The following is a 26,438-nucleotide window of genomic DNA, read 5'->3' as shown; positions in this document are numbered from 1 at the left end:
CGGTGAACTCGGGACGGCTCCGGGGTATCGCACAGGCGAACCGACCCCGTCAAAATGGCCGAATCGCGGCTAAGGTGAAGCAGATGAAGGCTCTTGTGCTGTCCGGTGGTGCCGGTACGCGCCTGAGGCCGATCACGCACACTTCGGCCAAACAGCTCGTGCCCGTGGCAAACAAACCCGTGCTCTTCTACGGCCTCGAATCCATCGCAGCGGCCGGCATCACCGAGGTCGGTGTGATCGTCGGTGACACCGCTGCGGAGATCCAGGACGCCGTGGGCGACGGTTCCAAATTCGGCCTGGAAATCACCTACATCCCCCAGGAACGCCCGCTGGGGCTCGCGCACGCCGTGATCATCGCCCGGGACTTCCTGGGCGACGACGACTTCGTGATGTACCTGGGCGACAACTTCATCGTCAGCGGCATCGCCGACCTGGTGGAGGAGTTCCGCGGCAACCGCCCCGACGCCCAGATCCTGCTGACGCACGTGCAGGACCCGCGCTCCTTCGGCGTCGCCGAACTCGACGACGACGGCCATGTCCTCGGCCTGGAGGAGAAGCCCGAACACCCCAAGAGCGACCTCGCGCTCGTCGGCGTCTATCTGTTCACCCCGGTCATCCATGACGCGGTCCGTGCCATCACCCCGTCCTGGCGCGGCGAACTGGAGATCACCCACGCCATCCAGCACCTGATCGACGCCCGCGCCGACGTGCGCTGCACCGTCATCCAGGGCTACTGGAAGGACACCGGCAACGTCGCCGACATGCTGGAGGTGAACCGGACCGTCCTGGAGAGCCTCAGCCGCCGCATCGACGGCGAGGTCGACGAGGCATCGGAGGCGGTCGGCCGCGTCGTCGTCGAGGAGGGCGCTCGCGTCATCAACTCGCGCATCGTCGGCCCCGCCGTGGTCGGCGCCGGCACCCTGGTCGAGGACTCCTTCGTCGGCCCCTTCACGTCCGTCGCGGAGAACTGCCGCGTCATCGACAGCGAACTGGAGTTCTCCATCGTGCTGCGGGACTCCACCCTCCACGGGGTGGGCCGCATCGAGTCCTCGCTCATCGGCCGGCACGTCGAGGTCACGCCCGCGCCCAGCGTCCCCAGCGCCCACCACCTCGTCCTCGGCGACCACAGCAAGGTGCAGATCCACACATGAACCTTCTCGTCACCGGCGCCGCCGGCTTCATCGGCTCGACCTACGTCCGCACCCTGCTCGCCCGCGACGCACCGGACGCGCCCGACGCGCCCCGGATCACCGTGCTGGACAAGCTCACCTACGCCGGCACCCTCGACAACCTCGAACTCGACCACCCCCGGCTGGAATTCGTGCAAGGGGACATCCGGGACGCCGAGCTCGTCGACAAGCTGATGGCCGAGGCCGACCAGGTGGTCCACTTCGCCGCCGAGTCCCACGTCGACCGTTCGATCGCGGGCGCCGGCGACTTCGTCCTCACCAACGTCGTCGGCACCCAGACCCTGCTGGACGCGGCCCTTCGCTACCGCGTCGAACCCTTCGTGCACGTGTCGACCGACGAGGTCTACGGCTCCGTCGGGTCCGGCTCGTCCACCGAGCAGGACATCCTGCGGCCCAGCTCGCCGTACTCCGCCTCCAAGGCCTCCTCCGACCTGTTCGCCCTCGCCTACCACCGCACCCACGGCCTGGACGTGCGCGTCACCCGCTGCTCCAACAACTACGGCCCGCACCAGTTCCCCGAGAAGGTCATCCCGCTCTTCATCACCAACCTCCTCGACGGAGAGCAGGTCCCCCTCTACGGCGAGGGCCTCAACGTCCGCGACTGGCTGCACGTCGACGACCACTGCCAGGGCGTCGAACTGGTCCGCACCGAGGGCCGCCCCGGCGAGATCTACAACATCGGCGGCGGCACCGAACTGAGCAACAAGGACCTCACCGGCCTGCTCCTGAAGGCATGCGGCGCCGACTGGGACCGGGTGCGCAAGGTCGAGGACCGCAAGGGACACGACCTGCGCTACTCCGTCGACTGGAGCAAGGCCCGCACCGAACTCGGCTACCGGCCCCGCCACGACTTCGCCTCCGGCCTCGCCGCCACCGTCGCCTGGTACCGGGACCACCGAGCCTGGTGGGAACCCCTCAAACGGCGCGTCGGTGAGGAGCACGGATGAGGTGGCTGGTCACCGGCGCGGGCGGCATGCTCGGCCACGACCTGGTCGGTGAACTCCGCGCCCGCGGCGAGGAAGTGACCGCCCTCGACCACGCCGCCCTCGACATCACGGCTCCCGAATCCATCGAGCGCGCCTTCGCCGCCCACCACCCCGACCTGCTCGTCAACTGCGCCGCCTACACGGCCGTCGACGACGCCGAACAGGACGAGGCACGCGCCCTGCGCGTCAACGGCGACGGCCCACGCCTCCTCGCCCGAGCCTGCGCCGCGCACGGCGCCCGAATGATCCATGTCTCCACCGACTACGTCTTCGCCGGGGACGCCAACACCCCCTACGCGGAGGACGAGTCCCCGTCCCCCCGCACCGCCTACGGCCGCACCAAACTGGCCGGCGAGCAAGGCGTCGCGGACGAACTCCCGGGCGCGAGCGCGGTGGTGCGCACGGCCTGGCTGTACGGCGTCCACGGCCGCAGCTTCGTCCGTACGATGATCGAGCTCGAGGCCCGTCTGGACACCGTAGACGTCGTCAACGACCAGCGCGGACAGCCCACTTGGAGCGCCGACGTCGCCGCGTTCCTCGCCGACCTCGGCCCACGCGTCGGCCGCGACACGAACGGCGTCCTGCACGCCACCAACTCCGGCGAGGCCACCTGGTACGACCTGGCCCGTGAGGTGTTCCGGCTCTTGGACGCCGACCCCGACCGGGTACGCCCCGTCACCAGCGCGGCCTTCCCCCGGCCCGCTCCCCGCCCCGCGTACAGCGTCCTCGCGCACGGCCGCCGGCAGCGGCTCGGCCCCGCACCGGTACGCGACTGGCGCACCGCCCTGCACGAAGCACTGCCCCGGATCCGCAAGGAGACCCTTCGTGAAACGCCATGAGTTCCTGAAGGAACTGCACAAGGTCAGCGGCAACCGCAACTACCTGGAGATCGGGGTCAACGACGGCCGCAGTCTCCGGCTCTCGCGCGTCCCCACCATCGCCGTCGACCCGGCCTTCAAGGTCGTCACGGAGATCCGCTGCGACGTCCATCTGGTCAAGGCCACCAGCGACGACTTCTTCGCCCGTGCCAAACCCCTCATCCACCTCAAGGGCGGCCGCCATCCACTGCGGAACCTGCGCCGGGGCCGTAGCCCGTTCGCGTACTGGCGGCGCACCGTCCTCGACCTGTCGTTCATCGACGGGATGCACCTGTTCGAGTACGTGCTGCGGGACTTCATGAACATCGAGCGGCACTCGGACTGGACGAGTGTGATCGTCTTCGACGACATGCTGCCGCGCAACGTCGACGAGGCGGCCCGCGACCGGCACACCGGCGCGTGGACCGGCGACGTCTACAAGCTCGCCGAGATCCTCGGGCGTCATCGCCCCGACCTGGTGACGGTGCTCGTCGACACACAGCCCACCGGGCAGCTCGTCGTGTTCGGCGCCGACCGCCGCAACACGGTGCTGCGCGACCGGTACGACGAGATCATCGCCGAGTACGACGTGCCCGATCCGCAGAAGGTGCCCGAGACGATCCTGGACCGGGGGGCGGCGGTGGCACCCGAGGCGTTGCTCGGGGCGAGTTTCTGGCGGCCGTTGGCGCGGGCCCGCCGGCTCGGCGTCGGGCGGTCCCGGGGGTGGGAGCCGCTGCGTACGGCCGTCGAGAGGGTTGCCTCCGGCGGTTGAGCCGGTTGTGGGTGGTGCCGGGTTCTGCCGGTGGGTGCCTGCGGGTCCGTTGTGGCTGGTCGCGCAGTTCCCCGCGCCCCTCAAGGGGCGTTGCAGGGCCTCGGCGTCAGGACCGGCCGCTTCTCAGGTCGTTGTACTGCGCGGTGCAGGCTTCGTAGCTCGGGAGGAGGCCTGCCTTGCGTGCCTGGGTCAGTGACGGGGCCTCGGCGTCCTTCGGGGACAGGATCGGTGGAATGTGTTCGGGCCAGGCGATGGCCAGTTCCGGGTCCAGCGGGTGTACGCCGTGCTCGCGCTCGGGGGCGTAGCCGGTCGAGCACAGGTAGACCACCGTCGCCTCGTCGGTGAGGGCCATGAAGGCGTGGCCCAGCCCTTCCGCGAGGAAGAGGGCGTGGTGGCTGTCGTCGTCGAGGCGCATGGCCTCCCAGCGGCCGAAGGTGGGTGAGCCGACGCGGATGTCGACCACCACGTCCAGCACGGCGCCGTGCAGACACGTCACGTACTTGGCCTGCCCCGGCGGCACGTCGGAGAAGTGCACACCGCGCAGGACGCCCCAGCGGGACACCGAGCAGTTGGCCTGCGCCAGGGACAGGTCGTAGCCGGTGGCCTCGCGGAACTCCGCGCCCCGGTACCACTCGTGGAAGCTGCCCCGTTCGTCCGGGAAGACCTTGGGCTCCAGCGCCCACGCACCCTCGATGCCGAGCGAGCGCATCCCGTCACCGCCTCCCGGTCCGGGCCCGCAGCCGGGTCGCAGTGCGGCCCATCGCCGTACCGAGCGTGCGTCGGACCCTGCGGACAAGTCGCCGCAGCGCGTTGGGTCCGGGAACGCGGACGACACGAACTCCGCCCACGCCGCCGCGCAGCACGAACGGCAGGGCGAGGAAGCGTGGTCCCGGCATGCCCAGTGCCACCCGCCAGGCCGCGCCCCGCAGTTCGCCGAGGGGCAGTACGGCCTCCAGCAGCGCGCCGGAGATCTGGGGGGACAGCGTCGCGGGCACCTCCAGGGTGCCGTGGGACGAGGTGAGGCGCAGGGTGGCCTCGGCACCGTCGCCGGGGACGTGGAGGGGGAGCGGGATCCTCAGCCGGTCGCCCGAGGCCGTGACCTCGTCCAGGGAGAGCGCGCCCAGGCCCAGCCGGCCGGTCGCCCGGTCGACGTCCAGGGCGAGCTGCGCGTGCGGTGAGGTCCAGTACGGCAGGACCACATGACCGCCGGCCAGCGCGGCGGAAGGAGTGGGGCGAGCGCCTCGGGGCGCCGGGCCCAGCCGGCACTCCTTCGTCCAGCCGCCCAGCCGGACGCGGACCAGGGCGTCCCACACACCGGCGCGGGTGAGAGCGGCGGGATCGACGGCCGCGGTCGCGTGCAGTACCAGGCGGATCCGGCCGTCGTCCCCGGCCGGCACCTCCTCCCGGGTGAACTCCACCGGCTGGAAGTACTGCGCGGCACTGGCCCGCTCCCGCACCAGCAGATCCGCGGTGGCCTGCCCGAACCGGGCGGCGGTGTCGGCGCTCACCCAGGCGATCGCGGCGGCCAGGTCCTCGGGCGGGCCGTCCAGAGGCGTGCGGGGCGTCCCGGCCACGAAGGTCATCGGCTCGGCGCCGGACGTGAACTCGGCGCTGAAACCGACCCGCAGCGTGCCGTCCTCCCAGGCCACGCGCTCGGGCACGGCCGTGAGGGCGATCCCGGCCTCCCACTCGGCGAACGCCTCGACGTCGTCGTACCGGTCGGCGGTCATCAGCGCGGCGACGACCTGCTGCGTCGGCTGGAGCCCGGCCGCCACGCCCGGTCCGAAGCGCTCCACGACGACCTGGTGCATCTCCTCGAACAGTTCCCGCCGATAGTCCGCGGGCAGGGCGAGCAGGCGCCGCGCGCGCATCCGCTCGACCATCTCCACCCGCAGCCAGCGCCGGAAGAGCCGGTCCCGCAGCGGCCCCGGCTCGGTGTACTGCTCGACGACGTCGAGGGCCTCGCGGAGGTTCTTGAAGTAGCCGCCCGGGTCGAAGCGCTGGAATCCGGCGTTCGAGGCGTCGTCGCGCCGGACGTGGTAGTAGCAGACGTAGTCGCCGAGCACCGAGACGTTGGCGGCGCGCAGGTACGCCTCGGTGACGAAGACGTGGTCCTCCAGGCGCCGTGGGCCCTCGGGGAAACGCAGTCCGATGTCGTCGAGGAAGGCGCGGCGGAACATCTTGTGCGGGGTGAGACTGTCGATCAGCGGCGCGTTCTCGACGGTGGCCCGGGGGTGGTTGCGGCGGAACAGCTCCACGGGGACGCCGCGGCCCTTGCCGGCCATCTTGCCGACCACGACGTCGGCGCCGTTGGCCGTGCCGTAGTCGTACATCCGCTGCAGGGCTTCGTCGCCGAGGTGGTCGTCGTTGTCGACGAACATCACGTACTCGCCCCGGGCGGTGTCGATGCCGACGTTGCGGGGCTTGCCCGACCAGCCGGAGTTCTCCTGGTGGAGGACGGTGACCCGGGGCTCCGCGGCGGCTAGGGCGTCGAGCCGGGCGGGCGTGTCGTCGGTGGAGCCGTCGTCGACGAAGATCACTTCGTACTCGTCCGGCGGCAGCGACTGGCGGAGCAGGGAGTCGATGCAGTCCTCGACATAGACCCCGGGGTTGTACACGGGTACGACCACGCTGACCTTGATCGGCATCGGTCTCCGAGCCCCCTAGGGGTCGCTGGGCGTTTGCGTCAGATTTCGGCGCTCGTGGCCAAATGCTAACTCTGTCACGGCTTTTGTCCACCGCTCAACGACGCGACATGGCGCGGTCAAGCAGCGGCTCAAGAAGGCCCCCGGGCGCGGGAAAGCAGGTTTCTCGGGGCTCTCGTACGCGCGGGGAAGGGCGCGGTTCGGAGATCTCGTGCGCGCGGCGAAACGGGTGAAGGGAGGGATCGCGCGTGCGGGGCGAAACGGGTGACGCGGAGATCGCGCATACGCGGGCCGTCAGCGGCCCGCGCCCGCGGACCGCCGGCTCCGCGATCTCCGTCGCCGGTAGCCTGGCGCCGTGCGTCTGCTGCTGATGTCCGACACCCATCTACCCAAGCGCGCCAAGGCTCTGCCCGAGCCGCTGCTCGCCGAACTGCCGCGCGCCGACGTGGTGTTCCACGCCGGGGACTGGGTGGACACGGCCACGCTCGATCTGCTGGAGAGCCGCAGCGCCCGGCTCGTCGCTGTCTACGGCAACAACGACGGCCCCGACCTGCGGGCCAGGCTCCCCGAGGTGGCGCACGTCGAGCTGGGCGGCCTGCGGTTCGGTGTCGTCCACGAGACCGGTTCCGCCCAGGGCCGGGAGGCGCGCTGCGCGGCCCGATTCCCCGACCTCGACGTCCTGGTCTTCGGCCACAGCCACATTCCCTGGGACACGACCGCCGCCACGGGTCTGCGTCTGCTGAATCCGGGCTCCCCGACGGACCGTCGCCGACAGCCCCACTGCACCTACATGACCGCGACCGTGGCCGAGAACGGCCTCACGGACGTGGAGCTGCACCGGCTTCCGTCGCGCTGACGGCCGGCTTCAGCGGGGCGGCGGCCCCACACAGGATCCGGGCCGCTCCTTGTGCAGGGAAGCGGCCCGGGCGCTGCAAGTGCGCTGTCATGGACCCCCTTCCCGCTCAGAGGCTGTGTTCGGGGGCACGAGATGCCTCCGTTGTGCCGCGACTACCCTTTCGGGCCGGCCCTACACATCTCGATTCGGCCTATTCGCGGGCCGATCATCGCCGGGTCCGCCCGGCTCCCCGGGGGTGGTGCCGTCCGTGGCGCGCGGGTGGATGGCCCCCGCGGTCGCCGTCAGCGGGGTACCGCTGCCGCCCCAGCGCAGCGCGACGATCTCGGCGGCGACGGACACGGCGACCTCCTCGGGCGTACGGGCCCCGAGGTCGAGCCCGACCGGTGAGCGCAGCCGCGCCAACTCCCGCTCGCCGAGCCCGGCTTCGGCCAGCCGCTTCATCCGGTCGTCGTGGGTACGGCGGCTGCCCATCGCCCCGATGTACGCCGCCGGGCGCCGCAGTGCCTCCTCGAGCAGGGGCACGTCGAACTTCGGGTCGTGGGTGAGCACGCAGATCACCGTGCGGTCGTCGGTGTCGGTGGCGGCGAGGTAGCGGTGCGGCCAGTCCACGACGACCTCCACGCCCTGCGGGAAGCGCTGTGGAGTGGCGAAGACGGCCCGCGCGTCGCACACCGTGACCCGGTAGCCCAGGAAGTCACCGATCCGGGCGACGGCGGCGGCGTAGTCGATCGCGCCGAAGACCAGCATCCGGGGCGGCGGAGCGAACGAGTGCAGGAAGACGGTGACCGCGTCCTCGCGTCGCTCGCCGTGCGGACCGTAGTGCCTCAGGCCCGTGGCGCCGAGGGCCAGCTCGCCGCGTGCGTCGGCGCTCACCGCCATGTCCAGGCCGGGTGCGCCCAGCGTGCCCGCCACCCGGTCGGGCCACACGGCGAGCGTCGCACCGCGCGGCGCCGGCCCGTCCGTCACCGTCGCCACGGTCACCGGACGGCCCGCCGCGACCGAGGCCGCGACCTCGCCGAACGACGGGTCGCTCTCCGGTGTCACGGGGCGCACCAGCAGGGTGATCTCGCCGCCGCAGGTCAGCCCGACCGCGAACGCGTCCTCGTCGCTGTACCCGAACGTCTCCAGCCGGGCCTCGCCGCTCGCCACCACCTCGCGCGCGAGCTCGAACACGGCACCTTCCACGCACCCGCCCGACACACTGCCGACGACCTCGTCGCCCGGACCGACCGCCATCGCGGCACCCGGATCGCGCGGCGCGCTGCGGCTCGTGGCGACCACGGTGGCGAGCCCGAACGGCAACCGGGCCGCGTACCAGCCACCGATCGCCGGGAGAATCTCACGCATGGTCGCGGGTACTCCTCGTGAGCTCGACGGACGGTCTCTGCGTCAGCAGTATCGACCTTGCGGCGGCGAAGTTCACGTGCGCCGGCAGGGGTCCGAGGACCGTCGTCCCGGCGGGCCGATCGGACGTTCAGGTTCACGTGGGTCGCCAGGGGTACTCGCGCGCCCATGGACATCGCATGGACGGACATCGCCGCGGAAGGCGCGCTGGGCATCGGTCTGGTCGTCGCCGGTCTGGTCGTCGTGGGTCTGCTTCTCGGCGCATTCGTGCTGGGTATCCGGGTCAGGCGCCGGGAATCCGCTCCGCCGCGGCCCGAAGAGCAGCCCCGACTGCCCGACGGCGGGCCGGTCCGGGAGGTCCGCGAGCGCCGGGAGCCCGCCGAGGTGCCCAGGAGCGACCGCCGGCTGACCCCGCACGAACTGCCAGGGCACGGCAACATGCCCTCACGGCGCAGCTCGTTGAAGGGGCGGCGCCGCTGGAACGAGGGCAGGAGCGGATCGTTCGGCGGCGGAGGCTCGGGCTGACCCCGACCGCCACCCGCGGAACGGACCGTCCGACCGGGGCCCGCACCGCCTCGCGGTCCGGGTCCCGTCGTACCGAGGGAAGTGAACGTCATGGCGGATCCCGCCCGTAACACCCTGCCGCTGCCCGACTACGACCACCTGCCGATCGGCGGCCTGGAGAGCCGGGTACGGTCGCTGTCATCCGGAGAGGTGGAGGAGCTGCTGGCCTACGAGCGCTCGCACGGCGACCGGCTCCCGGTGACCTCGCTGCTCGCCGCACGCCTGGGACAGCTGGAGGCCGGAGCCGAACCGACGTCCGGCCATCCGGGCGCGCTGCGACCCGAGAGCGGCGCACACCGGTCGGGTTCCCCGGCGTCGCCCGCGACCGCGGCCCAGCCCTTCAGCCCACCACCGCACGGCACCCCCGACCAGCGCGGCAGGCCGAAGGGCGACCGCGCCTGACGGTTCCGGGGTTCGCGGCGGGGGGACGCATCCCGCCGACCGCGTTCCGGGCCGCCATCGCTCGCTGTGCCGAGCGGATGACCGTGTTCCGGGCCGCCGCCGACCGCTCCGTCGGCCATGTGCCGAGCACTCCCCATCGGCGTAACGTCCCCATATGTATGAACTCGGGCAGACGCGGCGCAGCCGGCGCCGCGTCCCGAGGGGAGCAGAAGGCATGACCGCTACGGGAGATCCGGCCCTCGACGCCGACGCACTGGACGCCGCGTTCGCCGAGACGATGCGCCGGACCGGTGCGTCCATCGGTGCCCTGTACCTGCTCGCGCCGGACGGAAAGCTGCTGTGCCTGGATGTGCTGAGCGGGGTGCCGGTCGAGTTCGCCTCACCGTGGACGAGGGTTCCGTTGGCCTCCCCGGCACCCGTGGCCGACGCCGTCCGCGAGGACCGTCTGGTGTGGATCGGCAGCCAGGAGGAGATGGTCCGCTGCTACCCCCGCACCGCGATGGCGCTGCCGTACCCGCTGGCGCTGGTGGCGGCGCCGGTGACCGGCGCACGGCGGTGGGGCTCCCTGCTGCTGATGTGGCCGGCCACCCGCCCGCCGTACATGACGCAACGGGAGCGGGGCAACATCAACTCCAGCTGCCGGCGGCTGGCGCGACTCCTGGAGGAGTCCGCCGAGCCCGGCGGTGCCGCCGCCCGCCGGGAGCAGCCGCGTGCCGTCTCCGCGGGGACCGGCCGGCGGGAGGTGAGCCCCGAGCCGGCCGCCGCCGACTACGTCGAGCGGCTCCCCGGTGGCAGCTGCGCCCTGGATCTGGAGGGGCGCATCACCTACGTCAGCTCCGGCGCCTGTGAACTGCTCGGCCGCGAGGCCGGTCAGCTGCTGGGCACCCTGCCGTGGCAGTCCGTGCGCTGGCTCGACGACCCCACCTACGAGGACCGCTACCGGGCCGCGGTGATGAGCCGGGAGCCCGTGTCGTTCACCGCGTGCCGCCCGCCGAACCACTGGCTCGACATCCACCTGTACCCGGACGCCAGCGGCATCAGCGCCCGTATCGTCCCCACCGGTGACGCCCACGCGCCGCCCTCACCGGCGCCCCGCCGGACCACGCCCACCGCCGTACCGGCCCGCGCCGGACGGCTGTACCAGCTGACGCACCTGGCCGCCGGCCTGACCGAGGTCGTCGGTGTGCAGGACGTCGTCGATCTGATCGCCGACCAGATCATGCCCGCCTTCGGCGCCCAGGGCCTGGTCCTGTCCACCGCCGAAGCCGGCCGGCTGCGCATCACCGGTCACCGCGGCTACCCCGCCGAGACCATCCGGCGCCTGGACGGCCTCCCTCTCGACACCACCTTCACCCCGGCAGGCCAGGCCCTCGGCAGCGGCATCCCCGCGTTCTTCGCGAACCCGGAGGAGATGCGCCGCACCTACCCCGAGGCACCCGTGGTCAGCGGGAAGAAGGCCTGGGCGTTCCTGCCGCTGATCATCTCCAGCCGGCCCGTCGGCGTCTGCATCCTGTCGTACGACAGCCCGCACGAGTTCCCGGCCGAGGAACGAGCCGTCCTGACCTCGCTCACCGGACTCATCGCCCAGGCCTTCGACCGCGCCCGGCTGTACGACGTCAAGCACGACCTCGCCCACGGCCTTCAGCAGGCGCTGCTCCCGCGCGGCCTCCCCACGCTCGACGGCCTGCGGGTCGCCGCCCGCTACCTGCCCGCCACCCGGGGCATGGAGATCGGCGGGGACTTCTACGATCTGATCCGGCTCGGCGACAGCGCGGACGCGGCGGCGGCCGTCATCGGCGACGTCCAGGGCCACGATGTCGCCGCCGCGGCCCTGATGGGTCAGGTGCGTACCGCCGTCCACGCCCACGCGACCCTCGGCACACCTCCCGACCAGGTCCTCGACCGGACCAACCGGCTGCTCACCGACCTCGCCCCCGACCTGTTCACCAGCTGCCTCTACGTCCACCTCGACTTCGCCCGCGAACGCGTGTCCCTCGCCGGCGCCGGCCATCCGCCGCCGCTGCTGCGCCTCGCCGACGGCGCCACCCGGGCCGTCGTCGTCCCGCCCGGACCTCTCCTGGGCGTCGACCCCGACGCCGTCTTCCCGCTCGTCGAGATCCCGCTGACCAGGGGCATGCTGCTCGCCCTCTACACCGACGGCCTCGTGGAGAGGCCGGGCGCCGACCTGGAGGACGCCATCACCCGCCTCGCGCAGCACCTCGCCGACGCCGACGACAGTGATCTGGACGGCCTCATCGACACGCTCCTGAGCAAGGCCGAGACCACCGCCCAGCGCCTCGACGACATAGCCCTGCTCGTGCTCCAGTGCGACTAGCGCGGCTTGAACCGTGAGCGCCGCTCACGCCGTCCGCAGCGCCGGTCCGATCTGGCGGCGGCGCAGTTCCTCCAGCGTGCCCTGCTGCCGCCGGGCCCGTTCGAGGAGGCTGTCGAGGAGGTCCGGATCGAGGCGGTCCTCGTCGTCGGCGAGGTCGCGCAGCGTCTGCCATACGGCCGCCTTGCCCTCCACGCCCACCCGCAGCGCCTCCAGCTCCAGCAGCGGGCTCAGCGGGGAGCGCCGTACGAACCGGCCGTTGCTCTTCAACCGCCCCGCGCGCTCGGCCACCCGCCCGGCGTAGATCTTGTAGTGCCGCACCGGGATGTCGAGGCGCTCCATGATCTCGATCAGGATGGCCCGGTCCTCGGTGATCTCGTCGGAGATCGGCTCCATCGCCGCCGCGAGGTCCGTACCCCGGTGCGACCGGGCCATGTGGCGGGCCCGCTCGGCACCGCCGGTGGCGCCCGCCAGATGGTCGTTGAGGTAGACGCCCAGCAGGGAAGCACCCGTGTGGCGGGCCCGCGCGGGGCTGTGTGCGTCGGAGCGCGTTCGGTGGTTCATGGCGTGTCCCTTCGCCGCGGGGCCGATGGGGTGGTCGCGATCGGGCCGCGATTCGCAGGTATGTCCGCCGGGTGCCCGTCGACCTCACGAGGAAACGCAGGTCATGGGGGAGACGCACCCCCTCGTCGGGCTCGCGCCGCCGCGTTAAATGCGTTGCCGCCGCCTCGCCGGGTCTGTTGCACTGCACGGACCCGTAGTCGGAGGACCAGGAGCGAAGATGCGAACTGCGTGCATGTCCCCTCAGGAAGGAATCACCCCCTCGTCAAAGGACATGACGCTTCGTGCACTTGCTCAACCTCGGAATTCTCGCCCACGTCGACGCAGGTAAGACCAGCCTGACCGAGCGCCTGCTGCACTCGGCCGGCGTGATCGACGAGATCGGCAGCGTCGACGCCGGGAGCACACAGACCGACTCCCTCGCCCTGGAGCGACAGCGCGGCATCACCATCAAGTCCGCCGTGGTGTCGTTCGCGTTGGACGACGTGACCGTCAACCTCATCGACACCCCGGGCCACCCGGACTTCATCGCCGAGGTGGAGCGGGTGCTCGGGGTCCTCGACGGTGCGGTGCTGGTCGTCTCGGCCGTCGAGGGCGTCCAGCCGCAGACCCGCGTCCTGATGCGCACGCTGCAACGCCTGCGCATCCCCACGCTCGTGTTCGTCAACAAGATCGACCGACGCGGTGCCCGGTACGACGCCGTCCTGCGGGCCGTCTCCGAACGGCTCACCGCGGCCGTCGTCCCGATGGGCACGGCCACCGCACTCGGCACCCCCGGTGCCGGCTTCCTGCCCGGCCTCGGCACGGCCGCGCTCGACGTCCTCGCCGACCTCGACGACGACCTGCTGACCGCGTACGTCGAGGGCGAGGTCACCGACGACCGGCTCCGTACCGTCCTCGCCGCCCGGACCCGGCAGGCACTCGTCCACCCGGTGTACTTCGGCTCCGCCATCACGGGTGCCGGCGTGGACGCGCTGACCGACGGCATCAGAGAACTGCTGCCCGCCGCGGGCGGCGACCGGGACGGCCCGGTCTCCGGCACCGTGTTCAAGGTGGAGCGTGGCCCGGCGGGGGAGAAGGTCGCCTTCGCGCGGATGTTCTCGGGAACGCTGCGCACCCGGGACCGGATCCGCTTCGGCGAGTCCGGCCCGTCCGCCGAAGCGGGCGACGGCGTCGACCTCGCGCACGGCGAGGCCACGCCCGACCCCGACGACACCCGCGCGGAAGGCCGCGTCACCGCCATCAGCGTCTTCGACCGGGGCACCGACGTCAGGGACGACCAGGTCCCGGCGGGCCGGATCGCCAAGCTGTGGGGCCTGGCCGACATCAGGATCGGCGACACGATCGGCGAACCCCGCAAGGCGTACGGGCACTTCTTCTCCCCGCCCACCCTGGAGACGATCGTCGCGCCGGCCGACGGCGTGGACCGGCGGGCCCTGCACCGGGCGCTCACCCGCCTTGCCGAGCAGGACCCGCTGATCGACCTGCGCCACGACGAGGTCCGCCAGGAGACCTTCGTGTCCCTCTACGGCGAGGTGCAGAAGGAGGTCATCCAGGCCACGCTCGCCGACGACTTCGGCCTCGACGTCACCTTCCGCGAGACGACACCGCTGTGCGTCGAACGGCCCGTCGGCTCGGGCGCGGCGGTCGAGTTCAACAAGAAGGACGGCAACCCCTTCCTCGCCACGGTCGGCCTGCGCGTCGACCCCGCGCCTGCCGGGTCCGGTGTGGAGTTCCGGCTGGAGGTGGAGCTCGGCTCCATGCCGTACGCCTTCTTCAAGGCCGTCGAGGAAACCGTCCGCGAGACCCTCGGACAGGGCCTGCACGGCTGGCAGGTCCCCGACTGCACTGTCACCATGACCCACTCCGGCTACTCGCCCCGGCAGAGCCACGCCCACCAGGGCTTCGACAAGAGCATGTCCAGTACCGGCTACGACTTCCGGGGTGTGACCCCGCTGGTCCTCATCGAGGCGCTGCGCCGGGCCGGTACCCAGGTGCACGAACCTCTGCACCACTTCCGGCTGGAGGCCCCGAGCGACACCCTGGCCGCGCTGCTGCCGGTGCTGGCCAGGCTGCGTGCCACACCGCAGACCACTGAGACCCGGGGCGCCGACTGCCGGCTGGAGGGGACGGTGCCCGCGGCCCATGTGCACGAACTGGAACAGCAGTTGCCGGGGCTGACCCGCGGCGAGGGCGAGCTGGAGAGCGCCTTCGACCACTACGCACCCGCCCCGCGCGGCACGCTCCCGGAACGCCGCCGCACCGACCTCAACCCGCTGAACCGTAAGGAGTACCTGTTGAACCTGACGCGCAGAGTGGGCAACTGAGCTGACAGGGAACCAACTTACTCGTGAGTCAGAAGTATTGACGGTGTCCTGATATCACCGGACTGTAGTGGACATGCCGAACATTCGGACGCGTCTACTGGTTGTCCTGGTCGTCCTCTTCGGATCCCTGACGGTGGCGGGCCCCACTCCCGCCACCGCCGCCCCCCTCCCCGACTCCCTCTGGTTCGACGAAACGCCGCTCACCGTGCGGAGCGGTCGCTTCGTCGACGGCAACGGCCGCGAGGTCGTGCTGCGCGGCTACAACGTCTCCGGCGAGACGAAACTGAAGGAGAACAACGGTCTGCCCTTCGCGTCGACCGCCGACGCGAAGAAGTCCGCGACCGCGCTGCGCGCCCTCGGCGGCGGCAACTCGGTGCGCTTCCTGCTCTCCTGGGCCTATGCGGAGCCCGTGCGCGGCCAGGTCGACACCGGCTACCTCGCGAAGGCCACCGACCAGATGCGTGCCTTCCTGGACGCCGGGATCCGCGTGTACCCGGACTTCCACCAGGACCTCCACTCCCGCTGGCTGTTCGACACGGACAGCTGGTACACCGGCGACGGCGCCCCCAAATGGGCCGTCGACCTCGGCGACTACCCCGACGAGTACTGCGGGATCTGCCCGTTCTGGGGTCAGAACATCACCTCGAACGAAGCCGTGAAGCAGTCGACGTACGACTTCTGGCACAACGAGTACGGCCTCCAGGACGCCTTCCTCGACACCGCCCAGAAGGCGATGACGTACCTGAGGCAGAACCTCACCGCCGACCGGTTCGCGGGCGTCGTCGGCTTCGACCCGTACAACGAGCCGCACGCCGGCAGCTACGACTCCGGGCAGACCAGCCGCACCTGGGAGCGCGACGTGCTCTGGCCGTTCTACGAGAAGTTCCGCGCCCGCATGGACGCGGCCGGCTGGCAGGACAAGCCGCTCTTCGCCGAGCCGAACCTGTTCTGGAACGCCAACCTCGACTTCCAGAAGCAGGAGGGCGGACTGCTCGACGCGGGCACCCTCGGCCCGCGCTACGTCTTCAACACCCACTTCTACGACCAGAAGGCCATCTCCGGAATCTTCATGTGGGGCAAGGCAGCGGACGGGCAGTACGCGGGCGACTTCGGGACCGTCCGCGACCGGGCCGCCGCCACCGGCACGACCGCGATCATCAGCGAGTTCGGGCACCCGCTGACCGGATCCGTCTCCGACAAGGCGCCGACGGTCTGCAAGGCGATGTACCAGGCCCTCGACTCCCGTGTGAAAGGCGCGAGTTGGTGGTCGAACCCGGCGGGCTCCGGTCCCGTCCTCTCCGGCTCCCAGTGGCAGTGGGACATCTACAACGGCCGTCACCACGAGCTGATGAACGACAACCCGGACAAGGTGCAGACCTCGGGCGACGCCTGGAACGGCGAGGACCTCTCCGCGGTACGCCTCGACGACTCCGGCACACCGGTGCTGCGGCAGGACGCCCGGCTGCTCGACCGGGTCTACCCGAGCGCCACCTCCGGCACGACGGTCGCCTTCACTTACGAGGACCGCTCCCGGGACGGCTCCACGACCCTGACCTGGAATCCGGTGCCCGGTTCACTGCCGAACGTGGCGCAGCTGGTGGGTTCGGGACAGTACGGGCTGCTGCTCTGGCGCTCGAACGGCGGCTCGGCACCGACCGAACTGCACCTGCCGGCCACCTTCCCGACCGCGTCCACCACCGTGGTCTCCGACCTCGGCACGGCGTACGCGCCCCCGTCCTACGGCACGGCCACACCGGTCGGCGTGGCCGCGGAACCCGGCGGCACGGGCAGCCGCCGACTGCTGCTCACCGACACCGACTCCGGCGTCCTGCACTACGCGCTGGTCACGAACGGAGCGACGACTGCCCCCTCGGCCGCACTGCTGACCGCCGCACGGTCCGAGCTCTCCACCTGGGCCGCGCGGAACGCCGGATGAGAAAGCCGTTTGACCCTCCCCTTACGTCAGGCTGCACGCTGTACCTCGACGAAAGGGCAGGTGAATGAGCTACTCCGTGGGGCAGGTCTCGGCCTTCGCCGGGGTGACCGTGCGCACGCTGCACCACTACGACCGGGCGGGACTGCTCTCGCCCAGCGGCCGCAGCGGCGCCGGTTACCGGCTGTACGACGACGCCGATCTGGCCCGGCTCCAGCAGATCCTCTTCTACCGCGAACTGGGCTTCTCCCTGGACGAGATCGCCGAGATCCTGAAGGACCCGCAGGCCAACGCCCTGGAGTATCTCCGGTCCCGGGTGGGGCGGTTGACCGAGGAGATCGGGCGGCTCCAGCGGCTGGCGGAGGTCGCCGAGCAGGCGATCGAGGTCCAGCAGACGGGCGTGGCACTGACCCCGGAGGAACGCTTCGACGTCTTCGGAGAGATCGCGTTCGACCTCTCCTACGCCACCGACGCCCAGCTCAAGTGGCAGGACTCGGCGGGGCAGAAGGAGTCCATGGCCCGTGCCGCCGCGCACACCAAGGAGGACTGGCGGCAGCTCATGGGCGAGGCCGCGGCCTGGCGCGCGGAACTGCTCGCGGCCTTCGACGAGGGCGAGCCGGCCGGCGGGGAGCGGGCGACGGACCTCGCCGAGGAGCACCGGCTGCACATCGCCCGCTGGTTCACCATCTGTCCGTCGGACATGCACCGGCGTATAGCGGACGACTTCGCCGCCGATCCGCGCGCTTTCGCGCTCGTCGTGCCGCCGTCGCAGCAGCGGCCGGGCCTCGCCGCCTATCTGTGCAGGGCCGTCCACGCGAACGCGGCCCGCCGGGCGGACCCCGAGGAGGAGGACGGATGAGGATCCTGATCGCCGCCGCCGGATCACGCGGCGACGTCGCCCCGTACACCGGGCTCGGCGCGGGCCTGCGGGAGGCCGGACACGACGTCGCCCTGGCCACGACGGACGCCTTCGCACCCCTCGTGAGGGAAGCGGGCCTGGAGTTCCGGAGCCTGCCCACGCGCCCGCAAGGGCACGGCAGCGTCCAGGGCAGGCGTGAACTGATGCGCGCCGCGGCCGAGTTCGTCACCGAACTCGGTCAGGGCTTCGCCGACGCGGTGGACGAGCACACGGATCTGCTCGTGCTGTCGACCACCACGGCCCCGCTCGGCCTGCACGTGGCCGAGGCCATGGGCATCCCGGCCCTCAGCGCCTACCTCCAACCCACCGCGCCGACCGGCGACTTCCCGCCCACGGTCATGGGCACCCGCTCCTTCGGCCGCGTCGGCAACCGCGTCGCCGGCCGCTTCGCCCTGCGCATGGCCGACCGTGTCTACACGGATGCCGTCACCGCGCTCCGTCGACGCCTGGACCTGTCGCCGCTGACGCCCACCGGGATGCGCCGACGCCAGGAGCGGGCCGGCCGGCCAGTCCTGCACGGCTTCAGCACGGCGCTGGTGCCGCGTCCGTCCGACTGGCGCGAGGGACTCGACGTGGTCGGGAACTGGTGGCCGTACCTCGCCCCCGACCGCCGGCTGCCCGCCGGCGTGGAGAACTTCCTCGCGGCCGGAGCGCGCCCGGTGTTCGTGGGGTTCGGCAGCATGGCGGCCGGTCACGGCGAGCGGCTGAGCGAGCTCGCCGTCGAGGCGCTGCGAAGTGCCGGGCTGCGCGGCATCGTCCAGGCCGGCAGCGCCGGACTCGCCGTCGACGCGGACGACGTCCTGACGATCGGCGACCTGCCGCACACCCTGCTGTTCCCCAGGGTCGCCGCGGTGGTGCATCACGCCGGGGCCGGCACCACGGCGGCCGCGTTGCGCGCCGGAGCGCCCTCGGTGCCGGTGCCGGTGACGGCGGACCAGCCGTTCTGGGCGGCACGGCTGGCTTCGATCGGCGCCGGCACCGATCCGATCCCCTTCGCCTCGCTCACCGCGCGGCGGCTCGCGGACGCCCTCGGCCGTGTCGTACGGCAGCAGGCGTACGCCCGTGCCGCCTCGGTCGCCGCACGGCACATGGCGACCGAGGACGGGGTGGGCGCGGTACTGAAGGCCCTGGGCTGATCAGCGAGCCGAAGGGCTCGTCCAGCCGCTCTGCACATGGCCCAGCCGGACCCGCTGCGGGTGGTCGCCGACCGGGACGGACACCTGCTTCTGCCCGGTGGCGAAGTCGATGGCCGTGACCTGGTCGGTGCCGCTCTCGGAGACCACACAGGACTTGCCGTCACCGCTGACCGTGGCCCAGTAGGGCTTGGAGGCGGTGACGAGCGGGCCCTCCTGGAGTGTGGTGCGGTTGACGACGGTGGCGTAGTCGTCCATCGTCCCCGCGACACACAGCTTGCTGCCGTCGGGACTCATCGAAATGCCGTGGTGGCGCGAGTCGTTGACGAACGTGGTGCGGTCGTCGCTGGTCGCCGGGTTCTTCGGCAGGGTCTTGGTGCGGGTGATGCGGTCGGTGGCCAGGTCGTACTCGAAGAAGCCGTTGAAGAACGACACCTGGAAGTACAGCTTCGACTCGTCCGGCGAGAACACGGCGGGCCGCACCGCGTCGGAGTAGTCCGTCAGGCCGATCGCGTCCAGCTTCGGGCGCATGTCGATGACCTTGACCTGCTGGTACGTGTTCGCGTCGACGACCGTGATGCGCCGGTCGCCCTTCGTCCAGTCCAGCCAGGGGGCGTCGGTCTGCGTGTTCACGTCGCCGATCGCCATGTTGTAGATGTACTTGCCGTCCTGGGTGAAGATGTTCTCGTGCGGCTTGTCGCCGGTGCCGAACTTGCCCAGCTCCCTGCCGTTCTCGATGTCCAGGACGTGCACGGTGTTGGAGGTCGAGGCCGACACGGCCACCCGCTTGCCGTCGGGGGAGACCGCCATGTGGTCGGCGCGGTAACCGGACACGGGGAAGCGCCAGTTGACCTGACCCGTGGCCAGGTCGAGGGACACCACGTCGGCGAAGCTGGGGCGCGAGACGACGACCGACTTCCCGTCCGGCGTCGAGTACATGTCGTCGACGAACTGGTCGTGGCCCTCGCCGACACTGTTGCGGATCGCCATGAAGTAGATCCACTTGATCGGGTTCGCGTTGATCTCCGCCATCCGCTGGTCCTTGTCGGGGACGACGTTGATACGGCCGATCTTCGCGAAGTCGCCGGACGACTTGATGACGTCGGCGGTGCCGTCCCAGTTGTTGCCGACGAAGAGCACCTCGCGCAGGGCGGCGGCGGAGGAGTCGGCGGCCGTGGCGGCGGTCGCGGAGGCGGAGACGGTCAGGGCGAGGGCGGCGGCTACGGAGCACAGGTGCCTGGTTCTGATGGCAGGCATGACTGCTCTCTCTTCCTCTGAAAGGGGGTGGGCGTCATGAGTGGGGCATGCCAAAGCGGAGCGTCGAATCTGAACACACGTGCTTTCAGAGTCAACTTACTGAAAAGTAAGGAGGGGGTGCCCTTCTCCACAAGACTGCGTACACGACAAAATTGATCGTCGGGACGGCGAGGCGGCGGGAGGACAGCGTGGCGGGCAGGATCAAGGCGCCCACCGGCCGCTACGGCGGCAAGTCGGCCGAGGAGCGACAGGCGGAGAGACGACGGCGATTCCTCGACGCGGCGCTGCAACTGTTCGGCGACGGCCCCGGCTTCCGGGGGACGACCGTCGCGGCGCTCAGCGAGGCCGCCGGGCTGTCGACGCGTCAGTTCTACGAGGAGTTCCGCACCCTGGAGGATGTGCTGGCCGCCCTCCACCTCCAGGTCAACGGGTGGGCGGAGGAGGCCGTCCTGGGCGCGGTCGCCGAAGCTGAGGACATGCCGCTCGCCGAACGCGCCACCGTGATCTTCCGCGCCTACGCCGCGAACGTCACCTCCGACCGGCGGCGCATCCGCATCACCTTCGTCGAGATCATCGGCGTCAGCCCCCGCCTCGAGGAACAGCGCCTCGCGCGCCGCGCCCGCTGGATCGATCTCGTCTGCGCCGAGGTCGCGGGTGCGGTGGCCCGTGGGGAGGCGGCGCCGCGCGACTACCGGCTGGCCGTGACGGCGTTCATCGGCAGCGTCAACGGGCTGCTGCACGACTGGAGCGCGGGGTGGGTGGACGCGACCCTGGACGAGGTCGTCGACGAACTCGTCCGCATTCTGCTCGGCATCCTGCAACCGGTGGGTCCCCGGCTCACCGGGCCCTGACGGCGGGCGGTGGCGCCGACGGAGCCTCAGTCGACGGAGCCTCAGCCGCCGAGTCGGTGCACGGCCTCCAGTACCGGAGCCGTGCCGTCCTCGGCGCGCAGCCCGTCCGCCAGCGCGCGGGCGCGGTGACCGTAGGACGGGTCGCCGGTCGCCTGCCGTAGCGCCGCTGCCAGTGCGTCGGCCGTGAACCTCCGCAGCCCCAGGACGCGCGGCGCCACACCGAGCGAGACCAGGCGGGCTCCCCAGAAAGCCTCGTCGAACTGGATGGGCACCGGCACCGCGGGCACCCCGGCGCGCAGCCCGGCGGCGGTCGTGCCCGCACCGCAGTGGTGGACCACTGCCGCCATCCGCGGGAACAGCGCCGAGTGCGGCACCTCGTCGACGGTCAGGACGTCATCCCCGGCAGCGGCGAGGCCGCCCCAGCCCCGCTGGATCACCGCCCGCAGCCCGGCCGCACGCACCGCGCGCACCACCTCCGCGCTCAGCCCCGCCGGATCGGGGACGGTCGCGCTGCCCAGCCCCACGAATACCGGCGGCGGCCCGGCGTCGAGGAAGTCGCGTAGCTCGGGCGGGAGTTGAGCCGGGCCGTCGTACGGCCACCAGTATCCCGTCACGCGCAGGTGCGGGCCCCAGTCGTGCGGCTTGGGCACCACCAAGGGGCTGAAGCCATGGAGCACGGTGCCGGCGGGCCGGCCCCTCCGCCCGCCGCGGACCTTGTCGCGGGGCAGGCCGAGTCTTGCGCGGGCGTCGGGTACGGCGGCGGAGAAGACCCGCTCGATGGCCAGGTTCACGGCATGCCCGCCGACCCGGTTCGGCAGGCTTCCCCAGGAGCCGCCGCCGAGCATCGCCGGTGCGAACTCCCGCGTGGGCGCCAGCGGTTGGAGCGGCAGCTCGATGCTCGGCAGGGACAGGCCCTCGGCGATGACACGTCCCAGCGGAGCGGTGGACGGGGCCAGAAGCAGGGCGTCGCTCGACCGCGCGGCGGCCAGCATGTCGTCCGTCAGCGATCCGGCCAGGCTCCGCGCCAGCCCCACCACGCGCACGAGCTTGCCCAGGCCGGTGCCGCTGCGGTGCAGGTTCCGCCCGCGCTCGGACTCCAGCTCCGCCCGTGGATCCAGCGGCAGGGGATGGAACCGTACGCCCGAGTCCGCGGCCAGCCGCTCGAAGCAGCCGTGCGTCACCAGGGTCACCTCGTGCCCGGTCCGCGACAAGGCGTACCCGAGTCCGGTGTAGGGAGCCACATCGCCCCGTGAGCCCGCAGTCATGATCGCCACTCTCACCTCGCCAGTATGGCGGCGCGGGCCCGCGCGAGCGCCAACTGGACGCGCGAACGGGCGACTTCAAGTCTGTCCGATCCGTTGACTTGCCCCCTGGCGCGGTTCTAACTTCGGCGCCACGTGTTCGATGTTCCGAATTGCGTTCGAAATTACGAACCTACCCATCCCTGCCTTCCCGCGCCAAGGAGCCGCATGTACTCCCCACTCAGCACCGGCCTCACCCGCCGCTTCAGATCCGCCGTCACCCGCGTCCTGGTGCTCGCGCTCGCCGCCACGGCCGCGCTGCTCTTCGCCGCTCCCGCCCCGGCCCGGGCGGCGACGACGGCCAGGCAGATCCCGGTGCCCGCCGCCCCCATGGGCTGGGCCTCCTGGAACGCGTTCGCCGCGAAGGTCGACTACAACGTGATCAAGCGGCAGGTCGACGCGTTCGTGGCGGCGGGGCTGCCCGAGGCCGGCTACGAGTACATCAACATCGACGAGGGCTGGTGGCAGGGCACCCGTGACGGCGCCGGCAACATCACCGTCGACGAGGCGGAGTGGCCGGGCGGGATGAAGGCCATCGCCGACTACATCCACAGCAAGGGCCTGAAGGCCGGCATCTACACCGACGCCGGCAAGGACGGCTGCGGCTACTACTTCCCCACCGGCCGCCCGGCCGCACCCGGCTCGGGCAGCGAGGGCCACTACCAGCAGGACATGCTCCAGTTCTCCCGCTGGGGCTTCGACTTCGTGAAGGTCGACTGGTGCGGCGGCGACGCCGAGGGCCTCGACCCGAGGACGACCTACCAGGCGATCAGCGACGCCGTGGCCTCCGCGACCGCCACCACCGGCCGCCCGCTCGCGCTCTCCCTGTGCAACTGGGGCTACGACAACCCCTGGAACTGGGCCCCCGGCATGGGCCCGATGTGGCGCACGAACACGGACATCTTCTTCCACGGCGGCACACCGTCGTACGGCAACGTCCTGACCGCCTACGACCGCAACATCCACCCCACGGCCCAGCACACCGGCTACTACAACGACCCCGACATGATGGTCGTCGGCATGACGGGCCTGACCACCGCCCAGAACCGCAGCCACATGAACCTGTGGGCGATCTCCGGCGCCCCGCTGCTCGCCGGAGTCGACCTCACCACCCTCACCGCCGAGACGACGGGCATCCTCACCAACCCCGAGGTCATCGCCGTCGACCAGGACCCGCGCGGCCTCCAGGGCGTCGAGGTCGCCGAGGACACCACCGGCCTCCAGGTGTACGGCAAGGTCCTCGCCGGCAGCGGCAACCGCGCCGTCGTCCTGCTCAACCGCACCTCGACCACCCAGAACATGACCGTGCGCTGGTCCGACCTCGGCCTGACCAACGCCTCCGCCACCGTCCGCGACCTGTGGGCCCGGCAGAACGTCGCCACCACCGGCACGAGCCACACCACGAGCGTGCCCGCGGGCGGTTCCGTGCTGCTCACCGTCACCGGCGGTACCGAACAGTCCGCGAGCACCTACAGCGGCACGTCGAGTTTCTCCGGCGTGGTCGCGGGAAGCGCCGGACTGAAGACGGTCGAGGTCTCCTACACCAACAACACCTCCACGGCCCGCGCGGCCACACTCACCGTCAACGGCCAGACCCCGACCAAGGTCTCCTTCCCGCCGACCGGGGCCACCGCGGGCAACATCTCCGTCAACGTCTCCCTGGCCAAGGGCAACGCCAACACGATCGCCTTCACCGGCGCCCCGCCCCTCGAAGGCATCGCCGTCCGGCCGCTGCCCGGCAGGAACGGCACCCTGATCACCGGCACCGGGTCCGGCCGCTGCGTGGACATCGACGACAACACCATCGCCAACGGCACCGACGCCCAGCTGTGGGACTGCACCGCCGGCCAGAACCAGGTGTGGCAGTACCACAGCACCCGCAAGGAACTCGTGGTCTACGGCAACAAGTGCCTCGACGCCTACAACCTCGGCACCACCAACGGCACCCGTGTCGTCATCTGGGACTGCAACGGCCAGAACAACCAGAAGTGGAACGTGAACAGCGACGGTACTCTCACCAACGTCAACGCCGGGCTCTGTCTCGACGCGTACGGCGCGGCCGCGGCCAACGGCACGAAACTGGTGCTGTGGACCTGCAACGGCCAGGACAACCAGAAGTGGACGGTGAGCTAGCGTCTGCCTAGGCGAGGCACACGACCAGGACGCCGAGGGCCACGGCGCACGTCAGCAGCCAGGCCGCCAGCAGCCGGCGTCGCAGGTCGCGGTAGGTCGCCTCGTACTCGTCCCGCAGTCTCCCGGCACGCTCCGCGGTGTGCTGCCAGGAGACGCGGGCGAGTGCGAGGTACTCCGCCTCGAACCGACGCTCCACCTCGCCCCGCTGCGCGTCCGTCAGCCAGTGCAGCGGGGTACTGAACCGCGTGGCGGCCGTGCGGCCCTCCTCACAGGTCGCGGCGAGCAGCAGATGCCCCTCGATGTCATTGAGGAACTTGCCGGTGAGGCCTTTTCCGGTGAGGTCCTTATCGGTGAGGCTCACAGAGTGGTCAGCTCCTTCTGCCGCTCCGGGGCGTGATGCAGGTCGAACGCCGGGGATTCGGACCGGATCCGCGGCAGGGCGCGGAAGTTGTGCCGCGGCGGCGGGCAGGACGTCGCCCACTCCAGCGAGCGCCCGTAGCCCCACGGGTCGTCGACTTCGACCTTCTTGCCGTATTTCGCGGTCTTCCAGATGTTGTAGAAGAACGGCAGCAGGGATGCCCCGAGGACGAACGAGAACACGGACGACAGCGAGTTGAGCGTGGTCAGCCCTTCCACCGCCAGATAGTCCGGGATACGGCGCTGCATGCCGTTCACGCCCAGCCAGTGCTGGACCAGGAAGGTGCCGTGGAAGCCGACGAACAGTGTCCAGAAGGTCATCTTGCCGAGCCGCTCGTCGAGCATCTTGCCCGTGAACTTCGGCCACCAGAAGTGGAATCCGGCGAACATCGCGAACACGACGGTGCCGAAGATGACGTAATGGAAGTGAGCGACGACGAAATAGGTGTCGGAGGTCGGGAAGTCCAGCGGCGGCGAGGCGAGCATGACGCCGGTGAGGCCGCCGAACACGAACGTAACCAGGAATCCGAAGGCCCAGAGCATCGGCGTCTCGAAACTCAGTGAACCGTTCCACATCGTTCCGATCCAGTTGAAGAACTTCACGCCGGTCGGTACGGCGATGAGGAACGTCATGAAGGAGAAGAACGGCAGTAGGACGCCGCCGGTGACGTACATGTGGTGGGCCCACACGGTCACGGACAGACCCGCGATGGCGATGGTCGCCGCGATCAGACCCATGTAGCCGAACATCGGCTTGCGGGAGAAGACCGGGATGACCTCACTGATGATGCCGAAGAACGGCAACGCGATGATGTACACCTCTGGATGGCCGAAGAACCAGAAGAGGTGTTGCCACAGCAACGCTCCTCCGTTCGAGGCATCGAAGACGTGGGCGCCGAACTTGCGGTCCGCCTCCAGCGCGAAGAGCGCCGCCGCCAGGACGGGGAAGGCGAGCAGCACGAGCACCGCGGTCAGCAGCACGTTCCACACGAAGATCGGCATGCGGAACATGGTCATGCCCGGCGCACGCATGCAGATGATCGTGGTGATGAAGTTGACCGAGCCGAGGATGGTGCCGAAGCCGGAGAAGGCCAGACCCATGATCCACAGGTCGGCACCGATGCCCGGGCTGCGGACGGCGTCCGAAAGCGGCGAATAGGCGAACCAGCCGAAGTCGGCCGCGCCTTCAGGAGTCAGAAAGCCGCCCACCGCGATGAGGGAGCCGAACAGGTAGAGCCAGTAGGCGAACATGTTCAGCCGGGGAAAGGCGACGTCCGGCGCACCGATCTGGAGCGGCATGATCCAGTTCGCGAAACCGGCGAACAGCGGCGTCGCGAACATCAGCAGCATGATCGTGCCGTGCATCGTGAACGCCTGGTTGAACTGCTCGTTCGACATGATCTGAAGACCGGGCCGCGCGAGTTCGGCGCGCATGAACAGCGCCATCACGCCACCGAGGCAGAAAAAGGCGAACGACGTGACCAGGTAGAGCGTGCCGATGGTCTTGTGATCCGTGGTGGTCAGCCACTGGACGGCCTTGAAGTCTTTGATCCTCTTCACGCCCCGCCTGTGTCCGCACCCGACCCGCACGTCACACTCGACGGACGCGACGAGAATCACGGAAGAGGGTGTGACGATCCGGCGGGTGCCGGACACGA

General features: G+C 70.8%; 22 protein-coding genes. 14 read left to right on the top strand and 8 right to left on the bottom strand.

Going from position 1 to position 26,438, the window contains the following annotated elements:
* The first annotated feature begins 83 nt into the window (after nt 1-83).
* From CP983_RS02910 to CP983_RS02895, 4 genes are read left to right on the top strand one after another with little or no spacing between them, the layout of a single operon-like run.
* A complete protein-coding gene (locus tag CP983_RS02910; RefSeq protein WP_150498406.1) occupies nt 84-1,151 on the top strand; it encodes a glucose-1-phosphate thymidylyltransferase in 1,068 nt (355 codons plus the stop codon).
* Nucleotides 1,148-2,137 carry a dTDP-glucose 4,6-dehydratase gene (rfbB, locus tag CP983_RS02905; protein WP_107910217.1) on the top strand — a complete coding sequence of 330 codons (990 nt, stop codon included), beginning with the start codon at nt 1,148-1,150 and terminating at the stop codon, nt 2,135-2,137. The genes CP983_RS02910 and rfbB overlap by 4 nt, the downstream gene beginning before the upstream one ends.
* Nucleotides 2,134-3,015 carry a dTDP-4-dehydrorhamnose reductase gene (gene rfbD, locus CP983_RS02900; RefSeq protein ID WP_150498405.1) on the top strand — a complete coding sequence of 294 codons (882 nt, stop codon included), beginning with the start codon at nt 2,134-2,136 and terminating at the stop codon, nt 3,013-3,015. The genes rfbB and rfbD overlap by 4 nt, the downstream gene beginning before the upstream one ends.
* Nucleotides 3,002-3,805, top strand: a complete 804-nt coding sequence (locus CP983_RS02895; protein ID WP_150498404.1) for a class I SAM-dependent methyltransferase — start codon at nt 3,002-3,004, stop codon at nt 3,803-3,805. The genes rfbD and CP983_RS02895 overlap by 14 nt, the downstream gene beginning before the upstream one ends.
* A 106-nt stretch (nt 3,806-3,911) precedes the next feature.
* On the opposite strand, the gene rfbC is transcribed toward CP983_RS02895, so the two are convergent.
* The gene (gene rfbC / locus CP983_RS02890; protein WP_150498403.1) at nt 3,912-4,514 is read right to left on the bottom strand and encodes a dTDP-4-dehydrorhamnose 3,5-epimerase; all 603 of its coding nucleotides are present in this window, start codon (nt 4,512-4,514) and stop codon (nt 3,912-3,914) included.
* A 4-nt stretch (nt 4,515-4,518) separates the two neighbouring features.
* Nucleotides 4,519-6,453, bottom strand: coding sequence for a glycosyltransferase family 2 protein (locus tag CP983_RS02885; protein WP_150498402.1), 1,935 nt, complete (start codon nt 6,451-6,453; stop codon nt 4,519-4,521).
* 352 nt (nt 6,454-6,805) lie between these two features.
* On the opposite strand from CP983_RS02885, the gene CP983_RS02880 reads away from it, so the two are divergent.
* Entirely contained in the window at nt 6,806-7,306 is a 501-nt protein-coding gene (locus CP983_RS02880) for a metallophosphoesterase family protein (protein WP_150498401.1), read from the top strand.
* Between the two features lie 171 nt (nt 7,307-7,477).
* Here CP983_RS02880 and CP983_RS02875 read toward each other — a convergent pair whose 3' ends face one another.
* Nucleotides 7,478-8,653, bottom strand: a complete 1,176-nt coding sequence (locus CP983_RS02875) for an XdhC family protein (protein WP_229914623.1) — start codon at nt 8,651-8,653, stop codon at nt 7,478-7,480.
* A gap of 165 nt (nt 8,654-8,818) precedes the next feature.
* On the opposite strand from CP983_RS02875, the gene CP983_RS02870 reads away from it, so the two are divergent.
* From CP983_RS02870 to CP983_RS02860, 3 genes are all read left to right on the top strand, one after another.
* Nucleotides 8,819-9,175: a DUF6479 family protein gene (locus CP983_RS02870; protein ID WP_150498400.1), complete on the top strand. Its 357-nt coding sequence runs from the start codon at nt 8,819-8,821 to the stop codon at nt 9,173-9,175.
* A 90-nt stretch (nt 9,176-9,265) separates the two neighbouring features.
* Nucleotides 9,266-9,616, top strand: a complete 351-nt coding sequence (locus tag CP983_RS02865; protein ID WP_107910234.1) for a DUF8129 domain-containing protein — start codon at nt 9,266-9,268, stop codon at nt 9,614-9,616.
* 214 nt (nt 9,617-9,830) lie between these two features.
* The gene (locus CP983_RS02860; RefSeq protein WP_150498399.1) at nt 9,831-11,951 is read left to right on the top strand and encodes a SpoIIE family protein phosphatase; all 2,121 of its coding nucleotides are present in this window, start codon (nt 9,831-9,833) and stop codon (nt 11,949-11,951) included.
* A 24-nt stretch (nt 11,952-11,975) separates the two neighbouring features.
* Here the strand turns inward: CP983_RS02860 and CP983_RS02855 are convergent, their stop codons facing one another.
* Entirely contained in the window at nt 11,976-12,512 is a 537-nt protein-coding gene (locus tag CP983_RS02855; protein ID WP_189748424.1) for a hypothetical protein, read from the bottom strand.
* 281 nt (nt 12,513-12,793) lie between these two features.
* On the opposite strand from CP983_RS02855, the gene CP983_RS02850 reads away from it, so the two are divergent.
* The 4 genes from CP983_RS02850 (at nt 12,794) to CP983_RS02835 (ending at nt 18,824) form a co-directional block, all read left to right on the top strand.
* Complete coding sequence (locus CP983_RS02850) at nt 12,794-14,836, top strand: elongation factor G (protein WP_150498398.1); 2,043 nt, start codon at nt 12,794-12,796, stop codon at nt 14,834-14,836.
* A 73-nt stretch (nt 14,837-14,909) separates the two neighbouring features.
* A complete protein-coding gene (locus tag CP983_RS02845; protein ID WP_150498397.1) occupies nt 14,910-16,772 on the top strand; it encodes a cellulase family glycosylhydrolase in 1,863 nt (620 codons plus the stop codon).
* 64 nt (nt 16,773-16,836) lie between these two features.
* A complete protein-coding gene (locus CP983_RS02840) occupies nt 16,837-17,628 on the top strand; it encodes a MerR family transcriptional regulator (RefSeq protein ID WP_150498396.1) in 792 nt (263 codons plus the stop codon).
* Nucleotides 17,625-18,824 carry a glycosyltransferase gene (locus tag CP983_RS02835; RefSeq protein ID WP_150498395.1) on the top strand — a complete coding sequence of 400 codons (1,200 nt, stop codon included), beginning with the start codon at nt 17,625-17,627 and terminating at the stop codon, nt 18,822-18,824. Before CP983_RS02840 ends, CP983_RS02835 begins: the two co-directional genes overlap by 4 nt.
* On the opposite strand, the gene CP983_RS02830 is transcribed toward CP983_RS02835, so the two are convergent.
* On the bottom strand, nt 18,825-20,078 hold the full coding sequence (locus CP983_RS02830; RefSeq protein WP_125523927.1) for a YncE family protein: 1,254 nt from the start codon (nt 20,076-20,078) through the stop codon (nt 18,825-18,827).
* A gap of 188 nt (nt 20,079-20,266) precedes the next feature.
* On the opposite strand from CP983_RS02830, the gene CP983_RS02825 reads away from it, so the two are divergent.
* Entirely contained in the window at nt 20,267-20,929 is a 663-nt protein-coding gene (locus CP983_RS02825; protein ID WP_125523926.1) for a TetR/AcrR family transcriptional regulator, read from the top strand.
* A 41-nt stretch (nt 20,930-20,970) separates the two neighbouring features.
* Here CP983_RS02825 and CP983_RS02820 read toward each other — a convergent pair whose 3' ends face one another.
* Nucleotides 20,971-22,194: a glycosyltransferase gene (locus CP983_RS02820; protein WP_150498394.1), complete on the bottom strand. Its 1,224-nt coding sequence runs from the start codon at nt 22,192-22,194 to the stop codon at nt 20,971-20,973.
* 204 nt (nt 22,195-22,398) lie between these two features.
* Between CP983_RS02820 and CP983_RS02815 the strand changes: the two genes are divergently transcribed.
* A complete protein-coding gene (locus CP983_RS02815; protein ID WP_150498393.1) occupies nt 22,399-24,363 on the top strand; it encodes an RICIN domain-containing protein in 1,965 nt (654 codons plus the stop codon).
* A 7-nt stretch (nt 24,364-24,370) separates the two neighbouring features.
* Here CP983_RS02815 and CP983_RS02810 read toward each other — a convergent pair whose 3' ends face one another.
* On the bottom strand, nt 24,371-24,724 hold the full coding sequence (locus CP983_RS02810) for a hypothetical protein (RefSeq protein ID WP_150498392.1): 354 nt from the start codon (nt 24,722-24,724) through the stop codon (nt 24,371-24,373).
* On the bottom strand, nt 24,721-26,340 hold the full coding sequence (gene ctaD, locus CP983_RS02805) for an aa3-type cytochrome oxidase subunit I (protein WP_150498391.1): 1,620 nt from the start codon (nt 26,338-26,340) through the stop codon (nt 24,721-24,723). Before ctaD ends, CP983_RS02810 begins: the two co-directional genes overlap by 4 nt.
* Nucleotides 26,341-26,438: the final 98 nt, after the last annotated feature.

It is taken from the genome of Streptomyces chartreusis (assembly GCF_008704715.1).
Taxonomy (GTDB): domain Bacteria; phylum Actinomycetota; class Actinomycetes; order Streptomycetales; family Streptomycetaceae; genus Streptomyces; species Streptomyces chartreusis.
Note: the sequence above shows the minus strand (reverse complement) of the source record. Positions and strands in the feature narration are given on the sequence as shown.